The organism is Diplocloster modestus, assembly GCF_019042245.1.
Classification (GTDB): domain Bacteria; phylum Bacillota; class Clostridia; order Lachnospirales; family Lachnospiraceae; genus Diplocloster; species Diplocloster modestus.
Map to the genome: position 1 here is coordinate 243,976 of NZ_JAHQCX010000002.1, position 16,171 is coordinate 260,146.

Sequence of the window (16,171 nt, forward strand, 5' to 3'; positions counted from 1 at the left end):
CTTCAGTGTTTTAATATGTCCTTTAAATCATTCAGGCCAGTGTTGGTGGTTACCACGATCACCGTATCTCCCACTTCGATTGTGTCCTGTCCTTTCGGGATGATGATCCTTTGTTCCCGGTTAATACAGCAGAGCAGCAGGTTTTCTTTCAGATTCAGTTTTTCCAGCGGAATCCCCACTACCGGTGAGTTCTCATGCACACAGAATTCCAGCGCCTCCGCCCGGTTTTCGATGATCCGGTACAGGGTTTCCACGTTACTGCCGATCGAATTCTGCATGGCACGCACGTACTGGATAATATAATTGGCTGTAATGTATTTCGGATAAATAATACTGTCGATATCCAGCTGATCGATAATCTGGTCAAAGGATATCCGGTTCACCTTCGTGATCAATTTGGCCTTCGACTGGCTCTTGGCATACAGGGCCAGCAATATATTCTCTTCATCCAGATTCGTCAGCGCCACAAACGCATCCGCCTGGCGGATTCCCTCTTCCAGCAGAATACTCTGATCGGTTCCGTCTCCGTATATGATCGTTGCCTTTGGCAGCAGCTCGCTTAATTCTTCGCAGCGGCCCCTGTCCAACTCTATGATTTTTACCGATATGCCCATCGCTTCCAGCTGCTTCGAAAGATAATAGGATATTTTCCCGCCGCCTACTACCATCGCATTCTTGATTCGGTTATTGGCGATCCCAATTCGGTGAAAGAAGTCGGCAGACTGCCTTGGCGGCGCCACGATGGACACGATATCCCCTTCCCGGAGGATAAAATTACCGGACGGGATGATCACATCCTCCCCTCTTTCCACCGCGCAGATCAGGATATCACAGCGGAATTTTCCTCTGATATCGGTGATCCTCATCTGATCCAAATGATATTCCGGATAGATTTTGAATTTTAACAGCTCCACCTTTCCCTTGGCAAACGTGTCGATCCGTATGGCTGACGGAAACTTCAGGATACGGGCGATCTCCATGGATGCCGCAAACTCGGGATTAATCACCATAGACAGTCCCAGTTCCTCCTTTATGTACCGCACTTCCTTATTATAGATCGGGTTGCGAACCCGGGCGATGGTCTGGCAATTTCCAGCTTTCTTGGCGAACAGACAGCACAGCAGGTTCAATTCATCAGATCCTGTCACTGCGACCAGCAGATCCGCCGTCTCCACTCCGGCTTCCATCTGCGTGCTGTAGCTGGCGCCGTTTCCCGCCACCCCCATCACATCAAAGGTATTGGCAATCCGCTGCAGCTTGTCTCCATCCCGGTCGATCAGGGTGATGTTATGTCCTTCCCGGCTGAGCTGTTCTACCAGTGTCACCCCTACTTTTCCGCCGCCTACGATGATAATTTCCATGATATCCTCCCATCAGATGTATACCCGTTACACGAAAATGATGCGGAATAAATTCCCACATCAAAAGGTATTCTTCATCTCTTATCAAATCGCTTATTTCTATTATAGCCTCCCTTTCTCCTAATGTATAGACATAACAGACAGAGTATTTGACATTTCAGTACAATTTAGAACAAAATTTGGCAAAATATCTTCCTTCCGGAAATTTTTCTTGAAATTAAGTTACATATGCAGCTATAGAACTATACAGATAAAATGAAAGGCAGGCGTTTTGGACAGCGCAATGCGATACCTGCCCAAAAAGTTCTGCCTTTCTTCTTATGTTATTCTATTCTTGAGATCTGCTATTCTGATGATCTGCTATTCTGATGATCTGCTATTCTGATGATCTGCTATTCTATGATAGTAATCTACTCATCTTCCAGAATACCGACGATTCTGGCCATAGATTCCTCAAACTCTTCATCCGATGAATTATAAAACAGGAGCAAATCATCCTTCACCGTTGGATTATCCAGTTCCACCGGTATGTCAAAATCCACACCGGCGATATATTCATCCCAGTTCTCCAGTTTCCATGTGTCCCGGTCAGAATTGCGCGCTACCATACGCTGATGACATACTTCAGGATCTGTCACCACCCATACGATCACTAACTTTGCATTGCGTTTTGCAAGCTTGCGGCCGAATTCATCGATGTACTCCTTATCCCGAATCTCCTTTGTAAAAGGGGCATTGATCAGGACGATATCATCGTAGTTCAGCGCCTCCAGTCCGATATCGATAATAGCCTCATATTCATAATCCCGGATGTTTTCTTCAAAAAAATCCGAGCTTCTGTTTTTTTCTTCATTCGCCACCGCGAATATTTGATTCGACAGTACGATCAGGGTGTCCTTATCTAAATAGACGACGTGTTTTAAATTCTCAGCCAGTTTTTTGGAAATGTAAGTTTTTCCACAGGCAGGCGGGGAGGTGACGAGGATCATTTTTTTCATCATACGGCGTTCGCTTCCTTTCTCTTTACGGTGTTCTCACTCTACCAACAGTATTTCCATGTTTCTTTCGAATATAGCTCAAAATCCCGATTCCTACCAAAATTCCTGCTAAAGCTCCTGCGCTGTCGATCAGCACATCCTGAAAACGGCCGCTGCGGCCAGGAACCAAACGCTGATGCAGTTCATCCGTACAGGCATACAAAAAGCATGCCAGCTCACCGCGCCAGGCCAGCGGCCAAACCGGCCGCCAATATTGGGAAAACGCAAGCAGCAGAGCCAGGGCAAGTATCGCGTACTCGGTCATATGGGCTCCTTTCCGCACCACAAACTGCAGCCTGTCGAACATCTCTTCCCGTTTTTCGGGAGCCATTGGCCTATTTCCTTCCACAATCTTCAGAATCTGTTCCACTATAACCCCGCTGGTCGAACCGGAATCCTCCCCATCTGCTGCTGAAAATGAAAATATAAGAATCATAACCAGGGAAGCCGGAACCCATCGCAGAATCCTATTGCGCACAATATCCCTTCTCTCTGATTTTCGCCACCACCTGTTCCACATAACGCCGGCATATTTCCTGGGTTTTGGCTTCTACCATGACGCGTATCACAGGTTCTGTCCCGCTTTCTCTGACCAGAATCCGGCCGGTGTCCCCTAATTCTTCCTCCACCGAGCGGATCAACTCCAGGATATCCGGATCCCGCTTAACGTCCGTCTTATTCCTGATCCGGATATTCTGCTGCTCCTGCGGGTAGATCGTCACCGGACTGATCAATTTGCTGAGCGGCATCTTCTTCTCCAGGATAACTTCCATAATCTTCAGCGCCGTGAGTATCCCGTCTCCCGTCGCCGCATAACGGCTGAAAATTACATGGCCGGTCTGTTCCCCGCCGATGCAGTAATCATTTTTTGCCATACTTTCATAGACGTATTTATCACCCACCTGGGTTTTGACAAAATCGATCCCCGCTGCCTCGAATGCTTTATACAGGCCCAGATTCGATACGATGGTGGTGGCCACCGTATTATTTTCCAGCATACCGTTCTCCTTCATATAGACCGCGCAGACATAGAGGATCAGATCCCCGTTCACACCATTTCCCTGATCATCCACGGCGATACAGCGGTCTGCGTCTCCATCAAAGGCAAAACCGGCATCCAATTGATTTTTTATTACGAATTCCTGCAGTTCTTCGATATGGGTAGAGCCGCATTTTTCATTAATGTTGATTCCATCCGGTTCCGCGTGTATCACGTATGTCTTGGCACCCAAAGCCTCAAATACACTCCGCGCTATCATCCAGGCGCTTCCGTTTGCGCAGTCCAGGCCGATCCGCATGTTCCGGTAGGACCTGGTGGCGAGGGATATCAGATAACCAATATACCGGTTCCGGCCAATGACATAGTCTACCGTACGGCCGATCCCGGCACCGGTGGCATAGGGCAGATCCGCCGGTTCTCCGTCCAGATAAGCTTCGATCTTTCCTGTCGTTTCTTCCTCCATCTTTTCCCCCTGACCGTTTAAGAGTTTAATGCCATTATCATAGTAGGGATTGTGACTGGCCGAAATCATAATCCCGCAGTCGAAATCTTCCGTGCGGGCCACATAGGAAATGCTGGGAGTCGTCGTTACGTGAAGCAGATATACATCGGCGCCTGAGGCGGTCAGGCCCGCTACCAGTGAGTATTCGAACATATAGCTGGATCGACGGGTATCTTTACCGATCACCACTTTGCATGGTTTCCCCTGCTGATTGGAATAATACCAGCCCAGGTAACGGCCCACTTTATATGCGTGTTCTACAGTAAGTGTGACATTTGCTTCTCCTCGGAAGCCGTCGGTGCCAAAATATTTTCCCATATGGGTCCTCCTTTTATGCTTCATGATTTTATTATTGCTGTCTTATAAGCGATTCAACTTTTGATCTTCTTTGGTTCTTACTTTGATTCTCACTTTGGTTCTTCTTTGGTTCTTATTTTGATTCTCACTTTGGTTCTTACTATCCTGCTGAATTTTGTATGCCTTCTTTATCGATTCTGCAATAATGAGCCCTTAAGATTATTATGCCTTTATTTTATAAATTTTGCCCTATTATATCATTTGAAGAAATAAATTGCCATGATTTTGTAAGGATGTAATTACCTAGATATAATTTCCTGATGTATTTCCAGATGTAATTTCTGATGTGATCCTGCTATAATTTCCGTGTAGTTGTATTATGTGTAGTTGTAATTATGTATTATTGAATTTGTAATACGAAATTTTCTATCACTAATAAGCATTTCTTAGCAATATCTCATCGCATTCGACATTTTTCGACATTCTCCTGTTGCTTTTATGTCTATAAATTACTATACTTTTATTTATGCGATCCATTGACATTATAAAATTACGACAAAAGACAAGGAGGTTATAAAATGAATTTTCATTATCAATCCCAACAGGATTACCTGGATAGATTTTTGACACACCTTACCGTGGTTCGGAATCTGTCTGAAGCCACTTTAAAAGCTTACCGCTGTGATCTAAATGGTTTATTTACATGGCTTGCGAGGGAGAATACTCCGGTATTGGATCAACAAACCCTGCTGCAGTATTTTGAAATGCTGCAGCAGGAGCGAAACCTGAAAGCAAAATCTTTACATAGAAAATTTATATCGATCCGGCAATATTTTGAATTCCTGAATCAGGAAAATATCTCCAGCGAGACTTTTTTCCGCTTTAATTCCAGGAAATTCATTTTGCCAAAGGCACTGCCCAAAACGCTCTCCATGCGGGAAGTCCGCAATCTGATCGAGGCGACACAGGATGAATATGAGGCGCTGGAAAGCGAATATCACAAAAAAATCTGTCTCAGGGATTCGGTTATTCTGGAACTGCTCTTCTGCCTGGGTCTCCGGATCGGGGAAATCAGCCAGATGAATGTAGATGACTACAACCGTGAGGAGGAAACCCTTCTGATACACGGCAAGGGACGCAAGGAGCGGATGCTCTTCCTCTCCTCTCCCGCTGTGGTCAAAAAATTGATGGGATGGCTGAAATTCCGGGACTGTTTCCAGCCGAGCTGCAACGCATTGTTTGTAAATAAATACGGGGATCGTTTGTCTATATACAGCGTGGAAAATATATTCGAGAAGTATAAAAGGAAATCCATGATCAATCCGATGGCCACCCCGCATTATCTGCGGCATTCGTTCGCTACCCAGCTGCTGAACAACGGGGCCACGATCCGGGATGTTCAGGAGCTGCTGGGCCATAACAGTATCGTGAGCACCCAGATTTATACGGAGGTGTCTTATGCCAGGAAGAAAGAAGTGATGATGCGGTATAATGAGCGGAATTTCTTGTTTTAGATACGTTTGGAACGCTTATTTTTCTTCTTACTTGTCGGCCGCATATACCGAAAGACAGCGGAAATAACAAAATAGAGAAACCATCCCGTGAATGTTCCAAGGGTGTTCATTATTAAGTCATCCAGCTGGAAGAACCCTCTGTGCGTCAGCAGCTGGGTTATTTCAATGAACAGGCTGGCCGCCAGGCCTGTCATAGTGCACAAAATGGGATGCCGGCACCGTTGGAAGAGCAAAGGAAGGAGAATCCCCCAGGGTACGAATAGCAGGATGTTCTCGATGACATAGGAATAGGCTCTGGGCGTGGCGGATATGGTTCCGAAAACAGTCAGGTTTACTGTATCCCTGGATCCGGCTTCCCGGGAGAAAAGGGTCAGGTACAGGACTACAATAATATAAATGGTGTATAGGATACTCTTTATGATGGGTATCCTGTTTTTTTGCGCTTTTTTTCGGCGGATGTTGAACAGCAGGAGGAATATGGCAACCAGGAGGCCGATCAGAAGGCCTTGCGGAAAATAGCGGAAGGCGTTTAGTACATCTTTGATTACCAGGGTTAGGGTATCTGTGAGCAAGGGGTATGTCCTTTCTGGGATGTGTATTCGTTTATTGAGGTGGGGGATTTGGGGGTTTGGGGGTTCGTACTTGATATTGGGTATTTTAGCATTTCTGAGAGCTGAGGGCAACGGGGGAAGGCTTATTATTTTCTTATTTTTGGGTTGGAAAGTCTTAAGATTTTGGATGGTTTTGAGCTTCAAATAATAGCAATTATTTGGGAGGTCACGAAAATACATAAAGGAGAATTAAAATGTTTTACACGAATAAAACAATTCTAATTACTGGTGTTGCAGGCTTTATAGGTAGTTATTTAGCAAAGTATATTTTGGAGAATAGTGATCATACAGTTACGATTGTTGGGATTGATAATCTGAACGATTATTACGATGTCACCTTAAAAGGAACTCGCTTAACACTGCTAAAAGATGCCGCCGAAATTCCTGCTAATGGTACATTTGTGTTTGTGAAAGGTAATCTTGCAGATAAAGAGCTGGTAAACTCTGTGTTTCAGGAATACAGCCCTAGTATAGTTGTAAACTTAGCGGCTCAAGCAGGCGTACGCTATAGTATTACGAATCCGGATTCCTATATGGAATCTAATGTAATGGGATTTTTCAATATCCTTGAAGCTTGTCGGCATTCCTATGATGATGGTGCAAAGGGAATAGAGCATCTAGTCTATGCCTCTTCCTCCTCCGTATATGGCGCAAATAAAAAAGTGCCGTATTCCCTCGAGGATCAGGTTGATCATCCGGTTTCTCTTTATGCTGCAACAAAAAAATCTAACGAACTTTTCGCATACGCTTATTCTAAACTGTATGGAATACCATCAACAGGATTACGCTTTTTTACTGTTTATGGACCTCTGGGCAGACCGGATATGGCGTACTTTGGTTTTACAAATAAGATTTTGCAAGGACAAAAGATAGCCATTTTTAACCATGGTGATATGTACCGTGATTTCACTTACATAGATGATATAATCATAGGCCTTTCGAATGTTATACAAAAAACCCCCGTGGAAGACGATAATGGCGTGAAATATAAACTGTATAACATCGGAAATAATAAGCCTGAAAGTTTGATGTATTTTGTAGAAACATTGGAAAAATGTTTGATGGAGGAAGGAATTATCAGCCGTCCTGCCGAAAAGGAATTTCTCCCGATGCAACCGGGTGATGTCTATCAGACGTATGCCGACGTAACTGACCTAATAAATGATTTTGGCTTTAAACCCAGTACAAGTTTATACGACGGTTTAAGAAAATATGCTAAATGGTATAAAGAATTTTATTTATCAACATGAGGAAAACCAAATCATGGGACGTAAGGGATTTAAAAATAATAAGCCTCATTTGTTGATTTATGCTCATTACTATTTTCCTGATGTGGCCAGTACCGGACAAATACTGAAGGAATTGGCAGAAGGAATGTCGGATAAATTTCATATTACGGTGATCTGTGTTGTACCATCCTATCGTGGGATAATAGAGCATAAATATAAAAATCAGAAATACTATTATGAGATGATAAATGATGTAGAAATTATAAGGGTTAGGGTACCGGCATTTAATAAAGAGCAAAAGTTAAGTCGAATCAAAAACATCTCTGTCTATTTTTTACATGCGCTTTGTGCAACATTTAAAGTGAAACATGTCGATTATGTATATAGTATCAGCCAACCACCTATACTTGGCGGATTAATCGGAGTGTGGGGTAAATGGGTGAAGCATGCAAAATTTATTTATAACATACAAGACTTTAACCCTGAACAGATCATCGCTACCGGATACAGTAAAAATAAATCTGTACTTAAAATAATGTCTGTTTTAGATAACTTTAGCTGCAAACAGGCAGACAAAATTATTGTAGTCGGCAGAGATATGATCTGCACACTGGAAAATCGATTCCATGGCTCCCAATTACCTGCACATGTGTTCGTAAACAATTGGATAGATGAGCAAACTATATACCCACTGCCGGGAGATCATGAACGTGTTCTCGCGTTTAAAAAGAAATATGGCCTGCAAGATAAATTTGTTTTTATGTATTCCGGAAATATCGGACTATATTATGATTTGCTTAATTTGTTGAAGGTGATCAAGCAATTCAAAAAGGAAAAAAATATTATATTTGCATTTGTTGGTGAAGGTTCCGTTTTAAATGAGCTCAAAAGGTATAAAAAGGAGGAACAGATTAGTAATGTTGTCTTTATACCTTATCAGGACAAGGAAAATCTAATCTACAGTTTAAATGCGGGCGATGTACATTGGGTTGTAAATGCTAAGGGTATTCGCGGAATTTCAGTTCCTTCCAAATGTTATGGTGTTATGGGTGTTGGCAAAGCAATAATTGGAGTTCTTGAACAGAATTCAGAGGCTGATTTGCTTATAAATCAGGCTAATTGCGGCAGAGTATGTGAACCCGGAGATTATGATGAAATTCAAAAACAAATACGCTGGTTTATTGAACATAAAGACAGTCAGATACTTTTGGATATGGGATGGAATGGGAGAAAATATCTGGAAGAATATTTAACAAAAGAGATCAGTATTGGAAAGTATAAAGAAGAAATTTTAGAATTGTAATTTTACTGATGCGATTGGATTGGCGGATGGGGGCTTGTTATTTGCGCATAAAGAAAATAATTGACTTGGATAATATATATATATGGTTATTAGTATTTGTTTTTATTTTAGCCAGTGGATCATGTATAGGTGTTGTGTATGCCCGTTATGTAGATCTTATTTTTTTAGGATTGAGTACCATCCTATTTTGCTATTCGCATAAGAAAATGAAAGCGAAATCTCTGAAGATTATTCTAATCTCAGCGCTATTAATTTGGTTCAACTTTTTTATCCATTATACAGCCGCTCCGAATTTAAATACTTATATCAGTTATACGATACGATTAATCGGTGCGATGTTTTTTGTTGAATGTTTTAATCTCGAACACTTCGAAAAAATTTTTATAAAATTAATTACAGTTGTATCTTTGATTGGATTAATAATATTCGTCCTGGATCAGCAAAATTTATTAAGTTCTTTTTATTCAAATACGGGTATTTATCCTACCGTTTTTGGTTTTAATGTACTAAAACGTGGCGAAATGCGTAATTCAGCTATCTTCTGGGAGCCCGGCGCATATCAGATCTTTTTGAATTTATCGATACTTTTTTTGCTTGATATATGGAATTTTGATCTCAAAAGTATATGGAAAAATAAAAAGATTACAATAATTATTCTAATTGTTTCACTTCTGACCTCCAGATCTACGACGGGCTATTTATTATTCGCGTTTATACTGGTCTACGTTTACAGGAGAATAACCCAAAGAGAAAAAGGAAAGTCCAAACTGATTACCTTTATCTTTGGAGCAGTTATTCTGCTATTAGCAGGAGCCGCTATTCTTCAATCTTCTACTGTTATTGATAAATTATCCGGCAGACTAACTGAATCATTATCAGTTAGAACAAATGATTTTATATATTCATTAAAGATAATAAAATCAAATTTATTTATTGGCACCGGTTTGGAATCCGAATTAATGTTTTCAGAATTTAACCGATATAGAATATACAATAACTCTTCCGGTCTCTTAAATGTCATGATTGGATTTGGAATTATAGTTGGGGTTATCTATGTGATTCAGATGGCTAAAAATATAATAAAGCAGATGGGTAAAATGAAATGGGTTGTATTAATACTGATAATTGTGACTGGTTTTACGGAAACATTTTTTTATTACCCTATTTATATGATATTCTTATTTGAATTCTCTAAGAAATATAAAATAAATCCATAGGAGAACAGAAGTGTTATTTTCTATTATTACAGTATGTTACAACAGTGAAAAAACAATTGAACAAACAGTCCAAAGTATTGTTAATCAAACATATCAAAATTACGAGCATATCATTATTGACGGCGGCTCTACAGATTCGACCATCTCTATTATTCATAAATATGATTCGGCTTATAATGGCCGTCTAAGACTTTACAGTGAAAAAGATAACGGCATCTATGATGCAATGAATAAAGGGATTGGTATAACCCATGGTGAAATTGTTGGGATTATCAATTCAGATGATTGGTATGCGCCGGATGCTTTAGAAAAGGTTGCCGATATATATAAGAAAACTACAGAAAAATATTGCATTATCACCGGTGATCTAGTCAGAACGGATTATAATGGCCGGGAATTGTTTTGTCAAAAACACACAGAGATTAGTGTTAAGGGATTGACGCGTGGAATGCAATTGCAGCATCCGGCGGTATTTGTATCTAAATCAGTATATGAAAGTGTTGGTGCATTTGATTTATCCTATCGATTTCTAGCCGATTACGATTTTATATGGAGATGTTTCGCTTCCGAAAAGGTAAAGTTTCTATTTACGCACACCATTACCTCTTATATGCGGGAAGGAGGCGCTTCTGATACACTTAAACTTAAAAATATATGGATAAGAACAGCTGAGAGATATCGGCTGCGAAGTAAGTATATTGGAACATCCAAGGCCTTTTTGACTAGCTGCAAATTCTTTATAACTGAAATGTTAAAGCAATTGTTAAAGAAAATATTATCAAAACGGATACGGGATGTCTATTATCGATTGAAATATAAAGGTAAAAAATCAATTAAAAGATTTATTCAACTTGTGAATGATGATTTGCGAAAATTCCCCTGGATCAGAGACAAAATTATCTGGTTTATATTGACGGCCCGCTACTTTATATATGCCGGTATCAACCTTATAAAAAGAAACAAAACAGGTTATTTAACGAGTGGAAAAAGACTGACTCCCGCTGGTGAACACTGTTTCTTTGGATATTACGATAAAAGTCCGTACAGTGCAGATGGCAAATATTTGATATACCACCGTATACGTAGTGATAAATCTCCCGGGATCGGAGAAAAAGCAGATATTTGTATTCAGAATCTTATTACAGGGAAAAGAAAAGTTTTAGGACAAACTTTAGCATGGAATCTACAGCAGGGTGCGATGTTAAGATACCTGAATAATCATACGGTTGTTTGGAATGATTTCAGAAATGGCCAATATTGCGCAGTAGTGCACTCCTTCGCGGATAAAAAGGAGTATACGATTCCAGAACCTTTGTACGATATTAATGAGCAAGGAAATACGGCACTTACGCTTGAATTTGAAAGACTTAATTATGATGCTGAGGGTTATGGTTACATACAGAAGCAAACAAAAGAATTTCCCAACGCTGCGGTCATTAAACGAATTGATCTTAACGATTTCAGAACGGAAATTATTATAGATAGTAAAGAATTAAGTCGAATCTATCCTCTTAAACATAAACCGATTTCGTTCGAATATTTTAACCATTTAAAATTCAATCCTTCCGGAAACCGCTTTTTATTTATTTACCGCTATGTATATAATGGCAAAAGATTTTCAAGATTGTTTTCTTCCGACCTTTCCGGAAAAGATATACATCTGTTGGCAGATGAAAATATGGTATCACATTTTACCTGGAAAAATGATAAGGAACTACTAGTTTGGTGCCGAAAGAACCAGCGGGACGCCTATTATTTGATAGAGGACAGTGATCTTACGAACTGGAAGCAGATTGGGGCAGATTATTTGACCTGTGACGGACATCCAACCTATCATCCGCAACAGCCAGAATGGTTTATAACAGATACTTATCCGGACTATGCAAGGCTGCGCCATCTATTTTTGTTTAACGAACACGATAACAGGAAGATTGAAATTGCTAATTTCACGGCACCTATAAAATACGATGGGCCACGCAGATGCGATTTTCATCCCAGATTTAATTTTGATTGTCAAAAGGTCTGTATCGACTCTATCCATGAAGGTTTTCGGGGAATTTATGAAATTAACTGTAATAAGGGGTAACAAGATATGCAATGTGCTATTGTAGTGGCAGCTTACAACCGCAAAGAATTGCTGCAGCGAGTATTAAAATGCGTGGAGGAAGCTGATTATTCCGGATTTAAGAATATTGAACTTGTGATCAGCCTGGACAGAGCAAAAAACCATAATGAAATGTTCGAAATCGCGGATGAATTCCAATGGAATTATGGCCGTAAACAAGTGATTCTACATGAAAAGCGCCTGGGGTTAAGGAAACATTTCGTCTTTTGTGGAGATTTGACTCAAGAATATGGACCGGTCATATTTCTGGAAGACGATATCGTAGTTAACAAGTATTATTATCTGATGGCCAATCGATTAGCGGAAAAATATATAGGCGACGTGCGCATCGCCGGGGCTTCCCTATATTCCCTGAGCTTCAGCGAAACTGCCCAGCGGCCGTTTACTCCTCTACAGGATGGAACGGATGTGTATTTCTGCGGAATGATGTCCTGGGCGCCGGTTTATTTTCCAGAACAATGGAAAGGTTTTAAAGCATGGTATTCCAGTTTAGATGGAAAAGAACCGGATTTTGAAAAACTGCCGGCAGATGTTAAAAATTGGCCGGCGACTTCGTTCAAGAAACTCCATATCCAGTATATGATTGACCATCAGCAATTTTTCGTATATACCAGAAATTCTTGTGCTACTAATTTTAGTGAGCCCGGGGAGCATTATAGACATGATACGGATAAACTCCAAATTTCCATGATACTTCGGGATAAACCCCTGAATACTTTTCCGGATTTTAGCGATTCCTACTCAATCTATGATGCGAATCTAGAGCTCTTGCCATCTGTTCTGAAAGCTTTACGGCCTGAATTACAAACATATGATTTTGAGATGGATCTCTATGGAAAAAAACAACCTGGCGATATTCACAAAAAGTTTTTATTAACGGTGCGGAAAAGCAGAGTTCCCTTAAAAAGTTATGGACGTAAAATGGTGCCACAAGAAATGAACATTATATATGGCATAGAAGGTCACGTTTTTGTGTTATCCGAAACAAAAGATGTATTATTCCGGTCACGCAGTTTCCGTAAATTGGTCAGTGACGTTCTATATGACATTAAAGGTTCTACGGTTTTAAAAATTGTATTGGCAGATATTATTTGGAGTATCTCTTTTATAAAATCAAGATTACATAAAAACAGGTGAATGATGAAACAAACCACAGTACCGAAATTTGGTGAGAACGCTTTTGATCTACTGAGAATATTTGCTGCAATACAGGTTTTTATTGGGCATGTAAATAATAATATGGGGCTTCCTTTGGGAATTTTTGCGCCTCTTATTTACACCTTTCCTGGAATGCTTATTTTATTCTCACTGGGAGGCTATCTGGTTACCGCATCTCTGGAACGAACAAGCTCAAAAAAAGAGTTTATACAAAAAAGAATATTTCGGATATTTCCGGAATACTGGTTGAGCGTCATTGTTAATTTGGTGGTTATTATTTCAATATCCCATATTGTATGCAGTGGTATGGAATTTTTTAAATGGTTTCTGTTACAAATGCTTGCGGTAGATCATACACCAGATTTTTTAAGTTTTTATGGAACAGGCCAATTTAATGCAGCGTTATATGCGATTTTTATAGAACTACAATTTTATGTGCTAACTATGCTTTTTTATCATAAGTTGAAAAAGATAAAAAAATCGGGTTGGATAATAACAATACTGTTATTCATATTCCTGCACCTTTTGATCACTTGTTATAGAAACTATATGGGTGAAGATCTGATGGTCAGATTGTTACGACGTACATTTATACCTTATTTCTCTTACTACTTGATTGGTATGTTTGTCTATACATACCGCCAGGAGTTTCTTCCAAAACTAATGAAGGCAGCAGTTCCATTAACTGTGTTATTAATTATATATAGATATCTTACCAGCATATTCCACATAGAGATAAGCTCCATGTATTCCGATCCTCTGACCGGTCTGCTTTTACCACTCATAACTTTGGGCCTTGCGTACCGATTAGGTAAAATCAGATTCAAACGAGATTACTCGTATAGTATCTATTTATATCATATGGTAATCATTGGGGCTTTTGTACAGTTAAATATCAAGTTAAATCTTCAGTCAATTATATTACTCATAATACTAGTGCTGGTATTATCTGTTGTAAGTAAACATGTAGTGGATTTTATAGATGCTTTATGGAAAAGGAGAAAAAATTGCAGATTATAAAGAAGTTTATTTCCCTAATTGATAAATTTTGGAATACTCTCATTCTTCGTAAAAAACATGTAATAAAAGGGAAACGCCTGCGGATACGGGGGAAGATTTTTATCCACGGAGATGGTACCATCACATTTGGTGATGATGTAAATATTATTTCCACGCCCTATATCAATCCGATCGGGGGAAATAGCCACGCTTACTTTCAGGCAGACAGAGGGGGAAAGATAAACATCGGGAGCCGCGTGGGTATGACTGCTCCTGCCATCACAGCTTACAGCAGTGTGACACTAGAGGATGATGTGCTGTTAGGGCGCAGTGTCAGCATTTACGATACGGATTTTCATTCCCTAGACTTTATTTCCAGATCCGCCAAGGTGGATACGAACATAAAAACACTTCCTGTAAAATTATGTAAAGGAGTTTTCATAGGTGCGCACACGATTATTTTAAAAGGAGTGACGATTGGCGAAATGTCCGTTGTCGGAGCAGGGTCCGTTGTTACCGGTAATGTACCGCCGGGGGAAGTTTGGGCGGGTAATCCGGCCAGATTTATAAAAAAGTTGTGAGGTACATAAATTGATTGATAGTAATTACTCAAATAAATGCATGTGGCAAATTAATAGCTATAACTTTGCCAGTACTGGTAATATTATGATCGGAATTTCTGAAGTTGCGCGCGCCCGGGGGTGGAAAGTGTACACTTCTTGTCCGGCAGCACGGACGATGTATCAACATAAACTGAAAGATCATATCTATATCGGATCCATACTCAGCAGAAGTATTCATCGATTGATCTCAAATTATACAGGGATACATGGAATAGGTTCCTATTTTGCTACAAAGAGATTTTTATCCAAGGTAGAACGTACAAAACCCAAGGTAATTCATTTGCACAACTTGCATGGAAGCTATATTCATCTGCCTCTGCTTTTTCGATTTATCAAATCGCATCCTGACATTCAAGTGGTTTGGACATTACATGATTGCTGGGCATTTACTGGAAATTGTCCGCACTTTATCATGCTTGATTGTGAACAATGGAAAACTCAGTGCAGGCAGTGCGCTTACGAAGGCTATCCAAAGGGGAGAATAGATCAGACCTCTAAGATGTATAAATTTAAAAAAAGATGGTTCACCGGATGCCGTAATCTAACCATTGTAACTCCTTCTAAATGGTTGGCAAATTTAACGAAGCAATCATTTTTGAGCGAATATCCGGTTACCGTCATTTATAATGGTATTAATACAGAGATTTTCTCTCCCGGGTATCCGGATATCAGAAATAAATATGGTATTGAAATGAGTAAATTTATCATTTTGGGTGTTTCGTTTTCCTGGGGCTATCGAAAAGGGCTTGATGTATTTTTAAAGTTAGCTTCCCTCCTGCCAAATGAATTCCAAATTATACTAGTAGGTATTTCTGAAGAGCAGAAGTCAGATTTACCAGGAAATATGATAACCATACCGAAAACAAATAATCTGGAAGAACTGGCCGCAATATATTCATCAGCGGATGTATTCCTTAATCCTACCAGAGAAGATAATTTTCCCACTGTTAATCTTGAGGCGCTGGCGTGTGGAGTACCTGTACTTACTTTTGATACTGGCGGAAGCCCCGAAGCCATTAATCAAAACACGGGTATGATTGTAAATGAAAACAATCTATCGGAAGTATTACAAAGCCTGAAAACACATAATTTTAAAAAATCTGATTGTATCACAAGAGGCCGTGAGTTTGCGGCTGAAAAAAAATATTTGGAATATATTAATTTATATAATGATTTACTAAGAGAGAAAGGTTAA

General features: G+C 40.0%; 13 protein-coding genes and 1 pseudogene. 9 read left to right on the top strand and 5 right to left on the bottom strand.

The window, feature by feature from the left end; genetic code table 11:
* Positions 1–2: 2 nt before the first annotated feature.
* From trkA to glmM, 4 genes and pseudogenes are all read right to left on the bottom strand, one after another.
* Complete coding sequence (gene trkA / locus KTH90_RS03965) at positions 3–1,361, bottom strand: Trk system potassium transporter TrkA (protein WP_158349817.1); 1,359 nt, start codon at positions 1,359–1,361, stop codon at positions 3–5.
* Between the two features lie 410 nt (positions 1,362–1,771).
* Positions 1,772–2,368, bottom strand: a pseudogene (locus KTH90_RS03970) (AAA family ATPase); the annotation flags it as partial.
* 16 nt (positions 2,369–2,384) lie between these two features.
* Positions 2,385–2,876, bottom strand: a complete 492-nt coding sequence (locus KTH90_RS03975; protein WP_238726278.1) for a VanZ family protein — start codon at positions 2,874–2,876, stop codon at positions 2,385–2,387.
* Entirely contained in the window at positions 2,866–4,218 is a 1,353-nt protein-coding gene (gene glmM / locus KTH90_RS03980; protein ID WP_238726279.1) for a phosphoglucosamine mutase, read from the bottom strand. The genes KTH90_RS03975 and glmM overlap by 11 nt, the downstream gene beginning before the upstream one ends.
* 557 nt (positions 4,219–4,775) lie before the next feature.
* Here glmM and KTH90_RS03985 point away from each other — a divergent pair.
* Positions 4,776–5,711: a tyrosine-type recombinase/integrase gene (locus tag KTH90_RS03985; protein ID WP_158349821.1), complete on the top strand. Its 936-nt coding sequence runs from the start codon at positions 4,776–4,778 to the stop codon at positions 5,709–5,711.
* Here the strand turns inward: KTH90_RS03985 and KTH90_RS03990 are convergent.
* A complete protein-coding gene (locus KTH90_RS03990; RefSeq protein ID WP_238726280.1) occupies positions 5,708–6,283 on the bottom strand; it encodes a VanZ family protein in 576 nt (191 codons plus the stop codon). The genes KTH90_RS03985 and KTH90_RS03990 overlap by 4 nt on opposite strands.
* Before the next feature lie 233 nt (positions 6,284–6,516).
* Here KTH90_RS03990 and KTH90_RS03995 point away from each other — a divergent pair, with 233 nt between their 5' ends.
* Genes KTH90_RS03995 through KTH90_RS04030 form a run of 8 tightly spaced genes read left to right on the top strand, consistent with a single transcriptional unit; the run spans position 6,517 to position 16,171 of the window.
* Entirely contained in the window at positions 6,517–7,572 is a 1,056-nt protein-coding gene (locus KTH90_RS03995; protein WP_238726281.1) for a GDP-mannose 4,6-dehydratase, read from the top strand.
* A gap of 13 nt (positions 7,573–7,585) precedes the next feature.
* Entirely contained in the window at positions 7,586–8,854 is a 1,269-nt protein-coding gene (locus tag KTH90_RS04000) for a glycosyltransferase family 4 protein (RefSeq protein WP_238726282.1), read from the top strand.
* Between the two features lie 41 nt (positions 8,855–8,895).
* Positions 8,896–10,071 carry an O-antigen ligase family protein gene (locus KTH90_RS04005; RefSeq protein WP_238726283.1) on the top strand — a complete coding sequence of 392 codons (1,176 nt, stop codon included), beginning with the start codon at positions 8,896–8,898 and terminating at the stop codon, positions 10,069–10,071.
* A 10-nt stretch (positions 10,072–10,081) separates the two neighbouring features.
* Positions 10,082–12,157: a glycosyltransferase family 2 protein gene (locus KTH90_RS04010; protein ID WP_238726284.1), complete on the top strand. Its 2,076-nt coding sequence runs from the start codon at positions 10,082–10,084 to the stop codon at positions 12,155–12,157.
* Between the two features lie 6 nt (positions 12,158–12,163).
* Positions 12,164–13,333, top strand: coding sequence for a glycosyltransferase family A protein (locus tag KTH90_RS04015; protein ID WP_238726285.1), 1,170 nt, complete (start codon positions 12,164–12,166; stop codon positions 13,331–13,333).
* Positions 13,334–14,374 (top strand): acyltransferase family protein, encoded by a 1,041-nt coding sequence (locus KTH90_RS04020; RefSeq protein WP_238726286.1) that lies wholly within the window; start codon positions 13,334–13,336, stop codon positions 14,372–14,374.
* Positions 14,362–14,934 carry an acyltransferase gene (locus tag KTH90_RS04025; RefSeq protein WP_238726287.1) on the top strand — a complete coding sequence of 191 codons (573 nt, stop codon included), beginning with the start codon at positions 14,362–14,364 and terminating at the stop codon, positions 14,932–14,934. Before KTH90_RS04020 ends, KTH90_RS04025 begins: the two co-directional genes overlap by 13 nt.
* A 10-nt stretch (positions 14,935–14,944) precedes the next feature.
* A complete protein-coding gene (locus KTH90_RS04030) occupies positions 14,945–16,171 on the top strand; it encodes a glycosyltransferase (RefSeq protein ID WP_158349830.1) in 1,227 nt (408 codons plus the stop codon).